Genomic DNA, 17,190 nt, shown 5'->3' with positions numbered 1-17,190 from the left:
TTTTAGGAGCAGCGGCGCTGGATATTGTCCGAAGATGCATAGGGTGCGGACATTTTAGAAGCGTTAGCGGGGAGTTTTGTCCGAAGTAGCACCAACTTCAGACATTTCTGGAGCGTCAGCGTTAAAATTTGTCCAAAGTAGCCCAGGGTTCGGACATTTCTGAAGCATCAGCATTGCATTTTGTCCGTTTTGTCCGAAGTAGCGCAAGGTTCTAACAATCTTGCCCCTACAATCACAACCCAATCTTAGAATGGCTGTCGTTTTTATTTTAGATGTGCTAAAATGCAAAGGTAATGAATTGCTGTGGATGTGGAGGTTGCCTTTTGTGTTTTATTACATAATTGCGGTTTTTGTGGTTTTGCTTGATCAGCTGACGAAATGGTTTATTGTGAAGAACATGGAGCTTGGAGACAGCATAAAAGTCATAGAGAATTTCTTGTACATCACTTCCCACCGGAACAGAGGTGCCGCGTGGGGAATCCTGCAGGGGCAGATGTGGTTCTTTTACGTGATTACCATTGTCGTGGTCATTGGGATTGTCATCTATATCCAGAAGGCTGCCAAAGGAAAGCTGCTGCTGGGTGTTTCGCTTGGTTTCATGCTGGGCGGCGCGATCGGTAATTTTATTGACAGGGTGTACCGGAAAGAAGTGGTGGATTTCATCAACACGTATATTTTCGGATACGATTTCCCGATTTTCAATATCGCGGATTCTGCGCTTGTCATAGGTGTGGGGCTGCTGATGCTGGATATGATCAGGGAAGAGAGAGAGGCGAAAAGAAAAGCTTATGGAGAAAATGGAACACATCATCAGTGAGGAACAGGCTGGTGACAGAATAGATAAAGTTGTATCAACACTGGATCCTGAATGGTCAAGAAGCCAGGTGCAGCAGTGGATCAAGGAAGGAAATGTCCTTGTCAATGGAGCCCAGGTCAAAACGAACTATAAATGCAGTCTTGACGATAAACTGGAAATCGTCATTCCTGAACCAGAGATTCTTGATGTTATACCCGAAGAAATGGACCTTGAGATCTTTTACGAGGACGCTGATGTCCTTGTTGTGAACAAGCCAAAGGGAATGGTCGTGCATCCCGCACCGGGACATATGACCGGCACCCTTGTAAATGGGCTTATGGCCCATTGCAAGGATCTATCCGGCATCAATGGCGTCCTGCGTCCAGGAATTGTCCACAGAATTGATAAGGACACTTCAGGCCTGCTGATGGTCGCCAAGAACGATTTGGCTCATGAAAGCCTTGTAAACCAGCTTGTGGCCAAAACGGTAACACGTAAGTATAAAGCGCTCGTGCATGGAAATATCCAGCATGACCATGGCACAATTGATGCTCCGCTTGGACGCGATACTAAAGACCGCCAGAGCATGACGGTTGTGGATAACGGGAAGCATGCTGTTACCCATTTCAATGTACTCGATCGGTTCAAAGACTTTACATTTGTTGAATGCCAGCTGGAGACAGGGAGGACTCACCAAATCCGTGTCCATATGAAATACATTGGTTATCCGCTTGCCGGTGATCCAAAATACGGCCCGAAAAAAACATTGGATATCGGCGGACAGGCCCTCCATGCAGGACTGCTTGGGTTCGACCATCCAAGAACTGGGGAATACCTTGAGTTTGAAGCCCCGCTGCCGGAGTATTTTCTGCAACTTTTAAATGATTTAAGAGAAAATCGTTGACAAAGTTCAACAAGTATCTTAAGATGACTATAGTTTAATAAGTCCTTTAAAAACAGTCCCGTGAGGCTGAGAAGGAAACGGATCGCAGCAGGCATATTTCGTGTGTCCTGGTGCAGCTGACACTCGTCGTTTACCCTCTTGCCGCATCAGGCAAGAGGGTTTTTTACTTATCCGTTTTCAGCCATAGACAGAGAAGGAGTGAAAACAATGTCTGAAAAAGCAGTCGTTCTTGATCAGCAGGGAATCCGCAGGGCACTGACCAGAATTGCCCATGAAATCATCGAAAGAAACAAGGGAATCGAAGATTGTGTCCTGGTCGGCATCCGAACTAGAGGCATCTACATCGCCAAAAGGCTTGCCGAGAGAGTCCGCGAGATTGAAGGTGCGGAAATGCCTGTCGGGGAGCTGGATATCACATTGTACCGCGATGACCTGACGAAGAAAACAAATGACCAGGAGCCCGAAGTAAAAGGGTCCGATATCCCGGTCGATGTCTCCAACAAAAAGGTGATCCTGGTGGATGATGTCCTCTATACAGGCAGGACAGTCCGTGCAGCGATGGACGCCTTGATCGATATTGGGCGGCCGGCTACGATCCAGCTTGCGGTGCTGGTGGACCGTGGACACAGGGAGCTGCCGATCAGGGCAGACTTTGTAGGCAAAAACATCCCGACTTCAAGCTCTGAAAAAATTGTAGTTAAGCTTCAGGAAGTGGATGAAGAAGAAAAAGTAAGCATTTCTGAAAAATAAATATCACCCTTTTAATACAGTCCAGAGAGGCTGAAAAAGGGGGAGCACAATCGAGTTTGCTTTGTGCTGGTTTTTTTACCCTACCCTCTTTGCACCTTCTGGCAAAGAGGGTTTTTTTGTAAAAAAGAGAGGAGATCATACAATGAACAAACCAATCCTAGACATAAAAGACGTACCATCACCTTTCCAATGGGTTACACTTAGCCTCCAGCACTTATTCGCCATGTTCGGCGCGACTATCCTTGTTCCTTATCTTGTGGGATTAAGCCCGGCAATCGCGCTGATTTCAAGCGGTCTTGGAACAATCGCCTTCCTTTTGATCACAAAATTCCAGGTTCCGGCTTATCTCGGTTCATCCTTTGCATTCATCACTCCGATCATCGCCGCCAAAGCAGGCGGGGGACCTGGCGCAGCAATGGTTGGAACCTTCCTTGCAGGGCTCGTTTATGGTGTGGTTGCGCTCGTGATCAAGAAAGCAGGTTACCGCTGGATCATGCGCCTTCTTCCTCCAGTAGTTGTCGGTCCTGTCATCATCGTCATCGGGCTTTCGCTCGCAGGAGTAGCAATGGGTATGGCGATGAACGTACCGGGCACGAGTGATTTCAGCCTGATACACTTCTCTGCTGCCCTGGTCACTCTTGCAGCAACAATCGTATTCTCGATTTATGGCAAAGGCATGCTTAGCATGGTCCCAATCCTTGGGGGCATCATTGTCGGATACCTCTACTCCATGGCAGTTGGAATCGTTGATTTGAGCGGAGTAAAAACAGCAAAGATTTTTGAAATGCCTGAGTTCATCTTTCCATTCATCCATTACGATGTGAGTATCACATGGAAGCTTGCCATGCTGATGGTGCCGGTCGCAATCGTAACCTTATCAGAACATATCGGCCACCAGCTGGTGCTGAGCAAGGTTGTCGGTCGAGACTATATAAAAGAACCAGGCCTGCACCGCTCCATCCTTGGTGACGGTATGGCAACGATGATTTCCGGCTTGATTGGCGGACCTCCGAAAACGACTTACGGCGAGAATATCGGTGTCCTCGCAATCACTAGCGTCTACAGTGTCTATGTCCTCCTCGGAGCAGCGATCATCGCGACAGTATTCGGATTCATTGGCAAAATCACAGCGCTGATCAGCTCCATCCCGACACCGGTCATGGGCGGAGTGTCCATCCTCCTGTTCGGAATCATCGCATCATCAGGATTGAGAATGCTGGTGGACAGCAAAATCGATTTTGGAAACACTCGCAACCTTGTCGTATCATCTGTCATCCTTGTAATTGGAATCGGCGGAGCCATCGAGGTAAGCGAGAACTTTGAAATCCCTGGTATTGCTTTAGCGACTTTAATAGGTGTCATCCTAAACCTTGTCCTGCCTGGCCGTCCTGAAATTCAGGAAGATATGTTTGAACTTGAAACAGAAAAAAAAACTGAGAAAAAGAGCGACGTAGCATAGTACCACCTTTTAACGAAGTCCTGAGAGGCTTGTAAGGGTGTTATGGGCGAACCGGCTTATTCATCATGCATACCTTCGCGGAAACGCGAAATCATGCCGGCAAGCTCATACTTAAGCACCCTGTTGATCAACTTGAACAGGGTGCTTTTTTTATGAAAATCAGGGGGAGGAACCAATATGAAATGGGACCTGTTGACGACATCGCAGCTTAGTACAGAAGAAATCCAGGACATCCTGAAGTCTGCTGAGGATTTTTCGAAAGGGGCAGTATGGCAGCCGAAGGAAAAAGTTTTTGTAAGCAACTTGTTTTATGAACCGAGTACAAGGACGAAGTCGAGCTTTGAGATGGCGGAACGGAAACTTGGGCTGGAAGTAATCCCGTTCGAAGTCCAGACATCAAGTGTCCTGAAAGGTGAGACACTGTACGACACAGTCAGAACTCTTGAAGCGATCGGAACGCAGGCTCTCGTGATCAGACACAGTGCCGACAGTTATTTTAAAGAATTGGATAAAGGAATCTCGATTCCGATTATCAATGCTGGGGACGGAAGAGGACATCACCCTACGCAATCGTTGCTGGACCTGATGACAATCCAGCAGGAGTTTAGGAGCTTTAAGGGACTCAAAGTGGCGATCATCGGCGATATTCTTCACAGCCGAGTTGCCAGGTCAAATGCAGATGCGCTCGTGAGACTGGGAGCAAAGGTGATCCTCTCTGGTCCTGAATCCTGGGTTGGAATCGATGAGCTTCCGAACGGCTGCATATATATGACGGTGGATGAAGCCATCGAGGAAGCGGATGTTGTGATGCTCCTGCGGGTCCAGCATGAACGCCATGATGGCAAGGTGCTGTTTGACAAAGAAGACTATCATAGAGACTTTGGTTTGACAGTCGAGAGAGCAGGACGAATGAAACACGGAAGCATCATTCTCCATCCTGCTCCAGTAAACAGGGGCGTCGAAATCGCGGATGAACTGGTGGAGAGCAGCCGCGCAAGAATCTTCAAGCAGATGGAAAACGGTGTGTATGTAAGAATGGCTGTCCTGAAAAGAGCCATCGAAAACAGGAATGGGGGAATGAACCATGTCAATGCTGATCAAAAATGGCAAATTGCTTACTGAAAATGGGTTTGAAGAGGTAAATGTTTATTTGGAAAATGGGGAAATCGCTGAAATGGGAGCTGGAATTACTGCAGATGCCGACGAAATCATCGAGGCTGAAGGAAAACTATTGGCACCAGGTTTCATTGATCTGCACGTACACTTGCGTGAGCCGGGTGGAGAAAAGAAAGAGACGATTGCAACAGGAACACTTGCTGCTGCAAGAGGAGGCTTCACGACTGTTGCTGCAATGCCAAATACAAGACCGGTTCCGGACACAAAAGCCCAGCTCCAATGGCTACAGGAGAAAATCCAGGAAACGGCTGCGGTCAGGGTTTTGCCATATGCCTCAATCACGGTGCGAGAGCTTGGCCAGGAGCTGACCAATTTTGCAGAACTGAAGAAAGCCGGGGCTTTCGCCCTGACCGATGACGGTGTAGGGGTTCAATCAGCAGGAATGATGCTAGAAGCAATGAGAAAGGCAGCCAAGCTAGACATGGCAATTGTCGCCCATTGCGAAGACAATACATTGATCAACAAGGGATCACTTCATGAAGGGAAGAAAGCGGCTGAGCTGGGAATCAACGGTATCCCGTCAGTATGCGAATCAGTACATATAGCAAGGGACATTCTGCTCGCAGAAGAAGCAGGTTGCCACTACCATGTCTGCCACATCAGCACGAAAGAATCCGTAAGGGCAGTGCGGGATGCAAAGAGGCATGGGATTAAAGTCACTGCAGAGGTGACTCCGCACCATTTACTATTAATGGAAGAGGATATACCTGGAAATGATGCGAATTTTAAAATGAACCCTCCACTAAGAAGCAAGGCGGATCAGGAGGCATTGATTGCCGGGCTGCTTGATGGAACGATTGATTTCATTGCAACGGATCACGCACCCCACACAAGCGAGGAAAAAGCAGAAGGAATCGAGCTGGCGCCATTTGGCATCGTCGGACTGGAAACAGCTTTCCCGCTGTTATACACACACTTTGTCGAAACAGGAATCATTACATTAAAGCAGCTGATCGACTTTTTGACTGTCAAGCCTGCGAATACATTCGGCCTGCCATACGGGGGAATTCGGCCGGGCGCGCCTGCAGACCTTGTCCTCATCGACCTGAATGAAGAAAGGGAAATCGATCCAAAGGAATTTTTATCAAAAGGAAAAAATACACCATTCGCTGGATGGCGCTGCAAAGGGTGGCCGGTACTAACGGTTGCTGAAGGAAAAATAGTCTGGGAAAAGGGAGCGGTGAAGGCATGAAGAAGCAATTGATCTTGGAAGACGGAACAGTATTGATTGGGGAAGGTTTTGGAAGTGAAACGGCGGTATGGGGCGAAGTTGTCTTCAATACAGGGATGACCGGCTATCAGGAAATCCTTTCAGATCCTTCGTACTGCGGCCAGATTGTGACTCTCACCTACCCGCTGATCGGAAACTATGGAATCAACCGCGATGACTTTGAGTCCATCAGTCCCGCTGTCAATGGTTTGATTGTCAAAGAAAATGCTGAGTTCCCTTCTAACTGGAGATCTGAACTGACATTGGACGATTATCTTAAAATGAAAAACATTCCTGGACTAGCAGGGGTTGATACGAGAAAACTGACAAAAATCATCCGCCAGCATGGAACCTTAAAAGGAATGATTTGCGGGATGGAAGAGAATCCTCAGGAAATCATTGCGTCCATGAAGGGTAAAGAGCTTCCAACCGATCAGGTGAAACAAGTCTCAACAAGAACACCTTACCCTAGCCCGGGACGAGGAAATAGAGTTGTGCTGGTCGACTTTGGAATGAAGCACGGAATTTTAAGAGAGCTGAATGACCGGAATTGTGATGTGATTGTCGTTCCTTACAATACGACTGCTGAAGAAATCCTCAGTCTAAGCCCGGATGGAATTATGCTTTCCAACGGGCCTGGGGATCCCAAGGATGTTCCGGAGGCGATTGAAATGATCAGGAACATAATCGGCAAGGTCCCAATGTTTGGAATATGTCTCGGCCACCAGCTGTTCGCGCTTGCTTGCGGGGCGGATACGGAAAAAATGAAATTTGGACATCGCGGTTCCAATCACCCGGTAAAGGATTTGCGCACAGGCAAGGTTGCGCTGACTTCCCAGAATCACGGATATACTGTACAGGAAAATTCGGTTGCTGGTACGGAGCTGGAAGTTACCCATATTGCCCTTAATGACGGAACGATCGAAGGACTTTCCCATAAAAATGCAGCCGCATTCACGGTCCAGTATCATCCAGAAGCATCGCCTGGACCAGAGGATGCTAATGGGCTGTTCGATCAATTCATGGAAATGGTGGAAGCAGAAAAGAAGGAGGCTGTTATCAATGCCAAAGCGTAAAGATGTGAACAGTATACTAGTAATTGGATCTGGACCGATCATCATCGGCCAGGCAGCTGAATTTGATTATGCAGGGACGCAGGCTTGCATCGCACTGAGAGAAGAGGGGTACAAAGTCATCCTCGTCAACTCGAATCCGGCGACCATTATGACAGACACTGAAATCGCCGATGTTGTTTACATAGAACCACTCACTCTGGAGTTTGTTGCCCGGATCATCCGCAAGGAGAGGCCTGATGCGATTTTGCCAACTCTGGGAGGACAGACAGGACTGAATCTCGCTGTAGAACTCGCAAAAGCTGGTGTGCTGGAAGAATGCGGCGTCGAAATCCTGGGTACGAAGCTGGAAGCGATCAATCAGGCAGAAGACCGAGAGTTATTCAGAAACTTGATGAACGAGCTTGGGCAGCCGGTACCGGAAAGCGAAATCATCCATAGCCTTGAAGAGGCCTACGCATTTGTTGAAGAAATCGGCTATCCAGTAATTGTCCGTCCGGCGTTCACGATGGGAGGAACGGGAGGCGGAATATGCAGCAACGAGAAAGAACTGATTGAAATTGTGACAAGCGGTATAAAGAACAGCCCTGTTGGCCAATGCCTGCTTGAGAAGAGCATCGCCGGCTTCAAGGAAATCGAATATGAAGTGATGCGTGACAGTAACGATAACGCCATAGTGGTCTGCAACATGGAAAACTTTGACCCGGTTGGCGTCCATACAGGTGACTCCATTGTCGTTGCACCAAGCCAGACGTTGAGTGACCGTGAATACCAGCTGCTCCGCAATGCGAGCTTGAAAATCATCAGAGCCCTGAAAATTGAAGGAGGCTGCAATGTTCAGCTTGCACTGGATCCTGACAGCTTCAATTACTATGTCATCGAAGTGAATCCGCGTGTCAGCCGTTCTTCTGCACTCGCATCAAAGGCAACAGGCTATCCGATTGCCAAGCTCGCGGCAAAAATCGCAGTCGGCTTGACGCTTGATGAAATGCTGAATCCGGTGACAGGGAAAACATATGCTTGCTTTGAGCCTGCATTGGACTATGTTGTCACAAAAATCCCGCGCTGGCCATTCGATAAGTTTGAATCAGCCAATCGCACCCTTGGTACACAAATGAAGGCTACAGGGGAAGTCATGGCGATCGGCCGGACATTTGAAGAGTCACTGCTCAAGGCAATTCGTTCGCTGGAAGCCGATGTCATTCACCTTTCGCTAAAAAATGAACAAGAAATCGATGATCGATTGCTAGAAAAGCGTATTCGCAAAGCAGGGGACGAAAGGTTGTTTTACCTTGCTGAGGCAATCAGAAGAGGTGTAACCATCCAAACTTTGCACGATTGGAGCAAAATCGATTTATTCTTCCTTTATAAGTTAGAGAGATTGATAGCTTTTGAACAGGAACTGGCTGACAAACCATTTGAATTAGAAACTGCAAGAGCGGCCAAGCAGAAAGGTTTTTCCGATAAAACCCTGGCGAACCTGTGGAGAGTGGAAGAGAAGCAAGTCTACAAATGGCGTTTGGAACAGGGATTAATCCCGGTTTTTAAAACGGTTGATACTTGCGCAGCAGAATTCGAATCCGAAACACCATATTTCTACAGCACATATGAGGAAGAGAATGAATCAGTCGTATCAGATAAGCCAAGCGTCATCGTCCTTGGATCAGGTCCGATCAGGATCGGTCAGGGCATTGAGTTCGACTATGCAACAGTCCACTCTGTCAAAGCAATCAAAGAGGCAGGCTATGAAGCAATCATCGTCAATAACAATCCTGAAACAGTCTCTACTGATTTCAGCATTTCGGATAAATTGTACTTTGAACCTTTAACGATCGAAGATGTCATGAACATTATCAATCTCGAAAAACCTATTGGCGCGGTTGTCCAATTCGGCGGCCAGACAGCAATCAATCTCGCTTCCAAACTCGTTGAACGGGGTGTGAAAATCCTTGGAACAAGCCTCGAGGATCTCGATCGGGCTGAAGACCGCGATAAGTTTGAACAGGCACTTTCCGGGCTGAAGATTCCTCTGCCAAAAGGGAACACGGCAAAATCAGTGACGGAAGCAGCTTTGATCGCAGCAGAGATTGGCTACCCTGTGCTCGTCCGTCCATCCTATGTACTTGGTGGTAGGGCGATGGAAATCGTCTATAAAGAGGAAGAGCTTCTCCACTATATGAAAAATGCTGTCAAGGTCAATCCGGAATACCCAGTATTGATCGACCGCTATCTGACCGGGAAGGAAGTCGAGGTCGATGCGATTTCCGATGGTGAAACCGTGTTGATTCCTGGAATCATGGAACATATCGAAAGAGCCGGAGTCCACTCCGGGGACTCAATCGGTGTCTACCCGCCGCAAAGCCTTAGTGAGGAAGTCAAGAAAAAACTTGTATCCTACACAGTCGAGCTTGCAAGGGGCCTAAATATTGTCGGCTTGCTGAACATTCAGTATGTCATTGCCAATGAAGAAGTATATGTACTGGAAGTGAACCCGCGTTCGAGCAGAACGGTTCCTTTCCTGAGCAAGATCACGAATGTGCCGATGGCTAAGATCGCCACGAAAGTCATCCTTGGCCAAAGCCTTAAGGCACAAGGGTACGAATCAGGCCTGGTACCGGAGCAGGATGGCGTGTTCGTCAAGGTACCAGTGTTCTCGTTTGAAAAACTGCGCCGGGTAGACATCACGCTCGGACCAGAAATGAAATCGACGGGTGAGGTCATGGGCAAGGATACAACACTGGAAAAGGCTTTATACAAAGGCATGATTGCAGCAGGAATGAAGATCAGGGAATTCGGAACGGTCCTGCTTACGGTAGCGGATAAGGATAAGGAAGAAGCAAAAGCGTTAGCCAGAAGATTCTCCAACATCGGTTACCAGCTGATGGCAACAGAAGGGACAGCAAGATATCTTGAGAGTGCGGGGATCAAGGTAAAGACGGTAGGCAAAATTGGTGCAGAAGGTCAGAACCTGATCGATGTGATCCGCAAAGGCGAAGCCCAAATGGTCATCAACACATTGACCAAAGGCAAACAGCCGGAACGGGATGGATTCAGGATTCGCCGTGAATCAGTTGAAAATGGGGTCCCTTGTTTGACGTCACTTGATACAGCAAAAGCGATCTTAAGAGTCATTGAATCGATGACATTTTCGGCAGACGCATTAAAACCGATGGAGCAAGCAAAAGAAGGTGTCCTTCTATGATCACACAGGAAGTCTGCACTGTGGTCAGCAATAGGCAAATCGCCGACAGCATATATGCAATGGTGTTAAGCGGGAACATAACGGACGCCATGGATCAACCTGGACAGTTTGTCCATGTAAAGGTGGCAGACGGACTCGACCCGCTTTTGCGGAGACCCATCAGCATTGCATCCATCAATAAAGAAGACAGGAGCTTCATGATTGTTTACCGGAAGCAGGGAAAAGGTACTTCCCTGCTTGCCGAAAAACAATCCGGCATGACGGTCGATGTCCTTGGACCCCTGGGAAATGGTTTCCCGGCTGCTGAAGTGAAGCCGGGGCAGACAGCGATCCTGATTGGGGGAGGAGTGGGTGTTCCTCCGATGTATGAGCTGGCAAAGCAGCTTGCGCGCAATGGGGTAAAAGTTATTTCTGTCATTGGTTTCCAGAGTGAAGGCGCAGTGTTTTTTGAACAGGAACTAGCGCGTTTCGGTGCAGTGTATGTAACAACGGCAGACGGTACCTACGGAAGGAAAGGCTTTGTCACTGATATTCTGGGTGACTTGGGAACAACGGCAGACTTTGTCTTTGCGTGCGGACCAACCCCGATGCTTAGGGCAATCGAGAACGGCCAGTACGGTGCCAAAACCTATCTTTCCCTGGAGGAACGGATGGGCTGCGGAATCGGTGCATGCTTCGCCTGTGTCTGCCACACGAAAGAAGATCCAAAAGGCTTTTCCTATAAAAAGGTTTGCAGTGATGGACCAGTTTTCCAAGCAGGGGAGGTTGTCATATGAGTTCATTATCAATCCGGCTGCCGGGACTTAATTTGAAAAATCCGGTCATGCCTGCATCAGGCTGCTTCGGTTTTGGAAGAGAGTTCAGCCAGTTATATGATTTAAGTCTATTGGGAGCCATCATGGTGAAAGCGACGACACCAGAGCCGCGATTCGGCAACCCAACTCCGAGGGTGGCTGAAACTCCGGGCGGGATGCTGAATGCAATCGGCCTCCAGAATCCTGGCCTTGAAAAAGTCTATCATGAAGAGCTCCCCTGGCTTGAACAGTTCGATGTTCCAATCATCGCGAACATCGCTGGTTCAACAGAGGATGACTATGTTAAGGTAGCTGAACAATTATCAAAAGCTCCCAATGTCCATGCTCTTGAATTGAACATTTCCTGTCCGAATGTAAAAACAGGCGGAATCGCATTTGGCACCGATCCAGAAATGGCCAGGACGCTCACCAAAAAGGTAAAAGAAGTGTCTGATGTTCCTGTCTATGTAAAGCTTTCACCGAATGTTTCTGACATTGTCAAGATTGCAAAAGCTGTCGAGGATGGAGGAGCAGATGGACTGACCATGATCAACACCTTGCTTGGCATGAGAATCGACTTGATGACAGGGCAGCCGATACTTGCGAATAAGACCGGAGGACTGTCTGGCCCATCCGTTAAGCCAGTCGCCATCAGGATGATCTATGAAGTGAGCCAGTACGTCTCCATTCCGATCATTGGAATGGGCGGCATTCAATCCGCTGAGGATGTCATTGAATTTTTCCTTGCCGGGGCGAGTGCTGCTGCCGTGGGAACTCAGAACTTCGTTGATCCATTTGTCTGTCCAAAGATTATCGATGAACTCCCCGAACTTGTCACGAGGCTTGGAGCAGACCATATTTCTGAATTAACAGGAAGGAGCTGGAAGAAACATGAAAGACTCGCTTATTATCGCCCTTGATTTTCCTGGGAAAAACCAGGTGATGGAGTTCCTGAAGCCTTTTGAGCAAGAGCAGCTTTTTGTGAAGGTCGGGATGGAGCTATTCTATTCAGAGGGACCGGCCATCATTGAGGAACTGAAAAAGCAAGGGCACCAAATCTTTCTCGACTTGAAGCTCCATGATATCCCGAATACAGTAAAAAGCTCGATGAAGGTGCTTGCAGGAATGGGGTGTGACCTTGTCAATGTACATGCTGCTGGCGGCTCAGACATGATGAACGCGGCACTTGAGGGACTCGAAGCAGGCACCGCTTCTGGACATAAGAGGCCCTATTGTATCGCAGTCACGCAGCTAACAAGTACGTCGGAAAATCAGGTTAAGCAGGAACAGCAAATTACTGTTGGCCTTCAGGAATCGGTGATGAACTATGCGAAACTGGCACAAAGCTCTGGACTGGATGGCGTAGTCTGTTCTCCACATGAAGCCGATATGATTCATGGCCGGTTAGGGAAGGATTTTTTCACCGTCACACCGGGAATCAGACCTGCTGAAAGTGCTTTGCAGGACCAGAAGCGGGCGGCAACGCCTAAATTTGCTAGAGAACAGGGAGTATCGGCCATCGTCGTCGGCAGACCAATTACACGTTCCGCAAATCCTCTCGAAAGCTACCTTGCGATTAAAAATGAATGGAAGGGTGTCTATCAATGAAAAAAGAAATAGCAAAAGCATTGCTTGAAATCGAAGCGGTCAGTCTTCAGCCTGATCAACCGTTCACATGGTCTTCCGGATTAAAATCCCCGATTTATTGTGACAATCGCCTGACCATGTCATACCCGGCAGTTCGGCGGAAGGTTGCCGAGGGACTGAAAAGCTTGATTCAAGAGCATTTCCCTGAAACCCAAATGATCGCTGGTACAGCAACTGCAGGAATCCCGCATGCTGCATGGGTCAGTGAACTGCTTGATCTGCCAATGAGCTATGTTCGTTCAAAAGCAAAGGGCCACGGAAAAGGCAACCAGATTGAAGGAAAGGTGACAGAAGGCCATAAGGTCGTCGTAGTCGAGGATCTGATCTCAACTGGAGGAAGCGTCATCGAGGCGGTCCAAGCATTGCGCGATGCAGGATGTGAAGTAATCGGAGTTGTCGCCGTATTTACATATGAACTAGAAAAAGGGAAGCAGCAGCTGGAAGAGGCAAATATCTCAGCTTATGCACTCACTGATTTTACCACTCTTGCAAATATTGCCGAGGAAAAAGGGATGGTCACGAAGGAAAATCTTGATAGTCTGGCAGAATGGCGTAAAGACCCATCTGATTGGGGCACAACTAAAAACATATGATGAAAAGCAGCCGTAGGGCTGTTTTTTATTTTTTAGAAAAATATGGTTATTTCCATACTGGAGTATGATAGAATTAGCTGATGGAATTTTCTGATAATAGGGGTGTCAATGTGAAGAAAGTATTCGGGATTGTCGCGATCATAGCTGGATTTAGCCTTTTAAGTGCCTTTTTTGTGCCAGGTCTAACAGACAGGCATGAATCCAAACAGGCAGCAATACATGTCTTGGAAAATCTGAAGGAACAAAACTTCGAGAGGGCATTTAATGGGGTCCATTACTATGATGCAGCATCTGACTTGGCTCCTGAGACGCCTTTTGAAGAGGCGAAAGAGATCTGGAGCAAACGGGTCCATTCTTTGAAGGAGCAAGGGACGCATCTTGTCGATTACAAAAATCTGAGTGTTGAGCTGGATGATACATATCCCGTCGGGACAGTGGACTTAGTGATGATGATCAATGGTGAGGAAAAAATCATAAAAGACGTCTCCGTCTGGTTTGGACATCATGACGGAAAATGGGGATTGGGGAATCTGCATTATTATAGAGAAAATGATCGAGAGGAAGACTGGGAAAAGGCCTTTAGCGGGAATATCGATAGACCTGAATAAGGATCAATTGAGGAGGCTGACTGACACACATAAAGAATATGGTGGTGGCTCAGTCAGTCGCCACTAGAATAAAATGGAAAAATACGAGTCTAGTTTTATAATTTTTGATTAACGTTTGGTAAGGAGTTTCTTGTTTTTATAAGCCATAAAAATAAATAAATAAATAAATCAACGGATCAATTTTACAAGCTAACCTAAAAAAGAGGGTGTACCAAAAGTTTATACTTTTGGTACACCCTCTTTTTGTATTTTTCGGAATAGACTATTCTTAGTAAATAATCTTTTTTGGGGTATCCCTATTGGCATACTCCTTTATAAATATGTTTCAATATAATTATAGAATGTGAATGTTTGCTCTGCTCCTCTATCTCATTAGCTCGAGAAAGGAAGCAAGCAGCGGAAATATAGATAGTTTATAGTAGGGGGAAGGAACGATGGAACAGGTTTTACCGTTGCTGAAAAACATTGATACTAGTCTCCACTACTATATTGATGAGTATGGTGCAGCGATCTACGTCATGTTGTTTTTGATTGTTTATTTCAAGACAGCCTTCGTGATTCTGACTTTTTTACCTGGAGATTCAATGGTGTTTGCGAGCGGCACCCTGGCGGCTACCGGCGATTTGGATTTCAAAAGCTTGGTAATGCTCTTCGCTGCTGCGACCATTCTGGGTGACAGCCAGAATTTCTTCATTGGCAAACAGCTCGGAAAGTTAAAATCAAATAACCACTTTCTGGAGCGAATCACTTCAGCTCAATCGATTGGCAAGGCAAAAACATTTTTATCTGACTATGGAAGGATAGCCATTACCGCCTCAAGGTTTGTTCCGCTCATGAGGACATCGGTACCGTTCGTCTCGGGATACACAGGGTATGTATATAAAACATTTTTAAGCTACAACATAATTGGCGGGCTGATCTGGACAGCTTTTTGGCTTACGGCTGGATTCATCCTTGGAAATATATCATGGGTAGAGGAAAATCTGTTCCTTGCTTTGTTGATGGTTTCTTCGACGGCATTCATACCAGCAATGGTCGGTTTTGTAAAACAGTATAAAAAGAAGAAGGAAGCTGTGGCCTGAGTGGGGCCGCCAGTTAAAATAAGAACCCGCCATTTCATTTGAATGGCGGGTTCTTTTGTCATTGGTTCTTAAGTTTTAAAATCAGGTCTTCATCCGGTGTGACGTATACAGTCTGCTGCTGTTCATAAATCACGAATCCCGGTTTTGCGCCAGCTGGTTTCTTTACATGGCGGACTTTTGTGAAATCAACCGGGACAGAGCTCGAATTTCTCGCTTTGCTGAAATAGGCCGCAATCTGGGCTGCTTCAAGAATCGTTTCTTCTGAAGGCTCTTTGCTGCGGATGACAACATGCGATCCTGGAATATCTTTTGTATGAAGCCATATTTCGTCCCGGGCTGCTGCTTTGTTGGTAAGATAGTCATTTTGTTTATTGTTCTTCCCGACCAGAATTTCAGTTCCATCTGAAGATTGGTATTTTTCAAGAAGGGGCTTCAGGTTTTGCTTATTTTTATTGCCTTTCTTCTGGCGGGCACGGATATATCCGCCTTCAATCAATTCTTCCCTGATTTCCTCGATATCCTTCGGGGAAGCTGCTTCTACTTGCTGGAGCAGTGAATCGAAGTAAGAAACCTCTTCGCTCGCTATTTGTATTTGTTCTTTTACAATGTTTACTGAGTTCTTCGCCTTTTGATATTTCGTAAAATAGCGCTGGGCATTTTCGGAAGGGGTTTTCCGCGGATCCAGCGGAATCAATATCGTAGCTCCGTCTTCATCATAATAATTGACAACTGTTACATCCTTCATGCCCTTTTGCACCACATAGATATTTGCGGTCAAAAGCTCTCCATATAATTGAAACTGCTCTGCTTTTTTCGCGTCTTCCAGTGTGGCATGAAGCTTTTTGATTTTCTTCTCATTCTTCTCTTTTTCATTGACAATCAGGCGCTCCAGATCATTTCCCTGCTGCTTGACACGGTCGCGTTCAGCTTTGCCAAAATAATAACGGTCGAGCAAGCTGCTGAGTGATTCATAAGATTTGATTTCACCATTCAAATGTTCTAGCGGAATAAGATAGAATGCTTCTTTATTTTTCCCATAGGTAATGGATGGAGTATAGACATGTTCCTTTAGATTGTTCATGATTGAGACAAACGCTTCTGGAAGGGTTGCCCGGTTGGCAAGTCCGGCCTTGAAGACGATTTCCTTCGCAAGGGCTGGAGAGACACCTGCAAAATTGGCGACAATCTGCTGGTCCAGCTTGCCTGCGTTAAAGTCGATCGCCATTAAAATGTCTTCTTCCTGGGCTTCAAACGGGTTCTGTTTTTCCTGCTGCGGCGGCAGGATGTACTCCTGGCCAGGCATGATGGCCCGGTGTGTATTCACCGCAAAAGAAATATGCTTGATGCTGTCGAGAATCATATTCCTGTTTTTATCGACGATGATGATGTTGCTGTGTCTTCCCATGATTTCCACAATCAGCTGCTTGTAGGAAATATCCCCGATTTCATTTCTGCCCTTCACTTCAAAAACAATCATCCGGTCAAGTCCGGACTGCTTGATGTCCTCGATGATGAAACCTTCAAGGTGTTTTCTTAAAAGCATGCAGAACATTGGCGGTTCGTTTGGGTTATCGTATTGCTCATTCGTAATCTGTACCCTGGAGTAGCTTGGGTGTGCAGACAGGAGCAATTTATGGTTCACTCCATTCGCCCTTACAGCGAGGATGATCTCGTTCTTGTAGGGCTGGTGGATTTTATTGATGCGCCCCCCTTTGAGCAGGGAGGAAAGTTCGTTCGTGATGGCTCTTGTAAACAATCCGTCAAATGACATTTGAAATACATCCTTTACTTTATATAGATACAAGCATGTTACCTGCAGCATGCTCTGTTTAAACAGGATAACGGGTTTATGTAAAGTGAAAAAGCGTTCTATAAACATATTATCATTTTTTTGGA

15 protein-coding genes are annotated in these 17,190 nt (G+C 46.8%); 14 read left to right on the top strand and 1 reads right to left on the bottom strand.

Features of this window, described 5'->3' with window-relative positions:
• The first annotated feature begins 325 nt into the window (after positions 1-325).
• The 14 genes from lspA (at position 326) to EJA10_RS06355 (ending at position 15,294) form a co-directional block, all read left to right on the top strand.
• The gene (gene lspA, locus EJA10_RS06420) at positions 326-817 is read left to right on the top strand and encodes a signal peptidase II (RefSeq protein ID WP_125479182.1); all 492 of its coding nucleotides are present in this window, start codon (positions 326-328) and stop codon (positions 815-817) included.
• Complete coding sequence (locus EJA10_RS06415; protein WP_125479181.1) at positions 789-1,700, top strand: RluA family pseudouridine synthase; 912 nt, start codon at positions 789-791, stop codon at positions 1,698-1,700. Before lspA ends, EJA10_RS06415 begins: the two co-directional genes overlap by 29 nt.
• 207 nt (positions 1,701-1,907) lie before the next feature.
• Positions 1,908-2,450, top strand: a complete 543-nt coding sequence (gene pyrR, locus EJA10_RS06410) for a bifunctional pyr operon transcriptional regulator/uracil phosphoribosyltransferase PyrR (protein WP_125479180.1) — start codon at positions 1,908-1,910, stop codon at positions 2,448-2,450.
• A 142-nt stretch (positions 2,451-2,592) separates the two neighbouring features.
• Entirely contained in the window at positions 2,593-3,909 is a 1,317-nt protein-coding gene (locus tag EJA10_RS06405; RefSeq protein ID WP_125479179.1) for a solute carrier family 23 protein, read from the top strand.
• Between the two features lie 177 nt (positions 3,910-4,086).
• Positions 4,087-5,031, top strand: coding sequence for an aspartate carbamoyltransferase catalytic subunit (locus tag EJA10_RS06400; protein ID WP_125479178.1), 945 nt, complete (start codon positions 4,087-4,089; stop codon positions 5,029-5,031).
• Complete coding sequence (locus tag EJA10_RS06395; RefSeq protein WP_125479177.1) at positions 4,994-6,277, top strand: dihydroorotase; 1,284 nt, start codon at positions 4,994-4,996, stop codon at positions 6,275-6,277. The genes EJA10_RS06400 and EJA10_RS06395 overlap by 38 nt, the downstream gene beginning before the upstream one ends.
• The gene (locus EJA10_RS06390; protein WP_125479176.1) at positions 6,274-7,371 is read left to right on the top strand and encodes a carbamoyl phosphate synthase small subunit; all 1,098 of its coding nucleotides are present in this window, start codon (positions 6,274-6,276) and stop codon (positions 7,369-7,371) included. The genes EJA10_RS06395 and EJA10_RS06390 overlap by 4 nt, the downstream gene beginning before the upstream one ends.
• Complete coding sequence (gene carB / locus EJA10_RS06385; RefSeq protein ID WP_125479175.1) at positions 7,358-10,570, top strand: carbamoyl-phosphate synthase large subunit; 3,213 nt, start codon at positions 7,358-7,360, stop codon at positions 10,568-10,570. Before EJA10_RS06390 ends, carB begins: the two co-directional genes overlap by 14 nt.
• A complete protein-coding gene (locus EJA10_RS06380; protein ID WP_425462078.1) occupies positions 10,570-11,346 on the top strand; it encodes a dihydroorotate dehydrogenase electron transfer subunit in 777 nt (258 codons plus the stop codon). The genes carB and EJA10_RS06380 overlap by 1 nt, the downstream gene beginning before the upstream one ends.
• On the top strand, positions 11,343-12,284 hold the full coding sequence (locus tag EJA10_RS06375) for a dihydroorotate dehydrogenase (RefSeq protein ID WP_125479173.1): 942 nt from the start codon (positions 11,343-11,345) through the stop codon (positions 12,282-12,284). The genes EJA10_RS06380 and EJA10_RS06375 overlap by 4 nt, the downstream gene beginning before the upstream one ends.
• The gene (pyrF, locus tag EJA10_RS06370) at positions 12,256-12,972 is read left to right on the top strand and encodes an orotidine-5'-phosphate decarboxylase (protein WP_125479172.1); all 717 of its coding nucleotides are present in this window, start codon (positions 12,256-12,258) and stop codon (positions 12,970-12,972) included. The genes EJA10_RS06375 and pyrF overlap by 29 nt, the downstream gene beginning before the upstream one ends.
• Positions 12,969-13,604: an orotate phosphoribosyltransferase gene (pyrE, locus tag EJA10_RS06365; RefSeq protein ID WP_125479171.1), complete on the top strand. Its 636-nt coding sequence runs from the start codon at positions 12,969-12,971 to the stop codon at positions 13,602-13,604. The genes pyrF and pyrE overlap by 4 nt, the downstream gene beginning before the upstream one ends.
• A 110-nt stretch (positions 13,605-13,714) precedes the next feature.
• A complete protein-coding gene (locus tag EJA10_RS06360; RefSeq protein WP_125479170.1) occupies positions 13,715-14,212 on the top strand; it encodes a hypothetical protein in 498 nt (165 codons plus the stop codon).
• A 434-nt stretch (positions 14,213-14,646) separates the two neighbouring features.
• Complete coding sequence (locus tag EJA10_RS06355) at positions 14,647-15,294, top strand: VTT domain-containing protein (protein ID WP_125479169.1); 648 nt, start codon at positions 14,647-14,649, stop codon at positions 15,292-15,294.
• Between the two features lie 58 nt (positions 15,295-15,352).
• Here EJA10_RS06355 and EJA10_RS06350 read toward each other — a convergent pair whose 3' ends face one another.
• Entirely contained in the window at positions 15,353-17,065 is a 1,713-nt protein-coding gene (locus tag EJA10_RS06350; RefSeq protein ID WP_125479168.1) for an Rqc2 family fibronectin-binding protein, read from the bottom strand.
• Positions 17,066-17,190 lie beyond the last annotated feature (125 nt).

Source organism: Mesobacillus subterraneus, assembly GCF_003937825.1.
Lineage (GTDB): Bacteria > Bacillota > Bacilli > Bacillales > Cytobacillaceae > Mesobacillus > Mesobacillus subterraneus.
The sequence above is the reverse complement of the archived record's forward strand: the minus strand, read 5'-3'. Positions and strand labels throughout refer to the sequence as shown.

What these genes read in the sequence shown, in the direction of transcription:
- EJA10_RS06415 (WP_125479181.1), top strand. Translation starts at nt 789, where the DNA reads ATGGAGAAAATGGAACACATCATCAGTGAGGAACAGGCTGGTGACAGA.
- pyrR (WP_125479180.1), top strand. Translation starts at nt 1,908, where the DNA reads ATGTCTGAAAAAGCAGTCGTTCTTGATCAGCAGGGAATCCGCAGGGCA.
- EJA10_RS06405 (WP_125479179.1), top strand. Translation starts at nt 2,593, where the DNA reads ATGAACAAACCAATCCTAGACATAAAAGACGTACCATCACCTTTCCAA.
- EJA10_RS06400 (WP_125479178.1), top strand. Translation starts at nt 4,087, where the DNA reads ATGAAATGGGACCTGTTGACGACATCGCAGCTTAGTACAGAAGAAATC.
- EJA10_RS06395 (WP_125479177.1), top strand. Translation starts at nt 4,994, where the DNA reads ATGTCAATGCTGATCAAAAATGGCAAATTGCTTACTGAAAATGGGTTT.
- EJA10_RS06390 (WP_125479176.1), top strand. Translation starts at nt 6,274, where the DNA reads ATGAAGAAGCAATTGATCTTGGAAGACGGAACAGTATTGATTGGGGAA.
- carB (WP_125479175.1), top strand. Translation starts at nt 7,358, where the DNA reads ATGCCAAAGCGTAAAGATGTGAACAGTATACTAGTAATTGGATCTGGA.
- EJA10_RS06375 (WP_125479173.1), top strand. Translation starts at nt 11,343, where the DNA reads ATGAGTTCATTATCAATCCGGCTGCCGGGACTTAATTTGAAAAATCCG.
- pyrF (WP_125479172.1), top strand. Translation starts at nt 12,256, where the DNA reads ATGAAAGACTCGCTTATTATCGCCCTTGATTTTCCTGGGAAAAACCAG.
- pyrE (WP_125479171.1), top strand. Translation starts at nt 12,969, where the DNA reads ATGAAAAAAGAAATAGCAAAAGCATTGCTTGAAATCGAAGCGGTCAGT.
- EJA10_RS06355 (WP_125479169.1), top strand. Translation starts at nt 14,647, where the DNA reads ATGGAACAGGTTTTACCGTTGCTGAAAAACATTGATACTAGTCTCCAC.
- EJA10_RS06350 (WP_125479168.1), bottom strand. Translation starts at nt 17,065, where the DNA reads ATGTCATTTGACGGATTGTTTACAAGAGCCATCACGAACGAACTTTCC.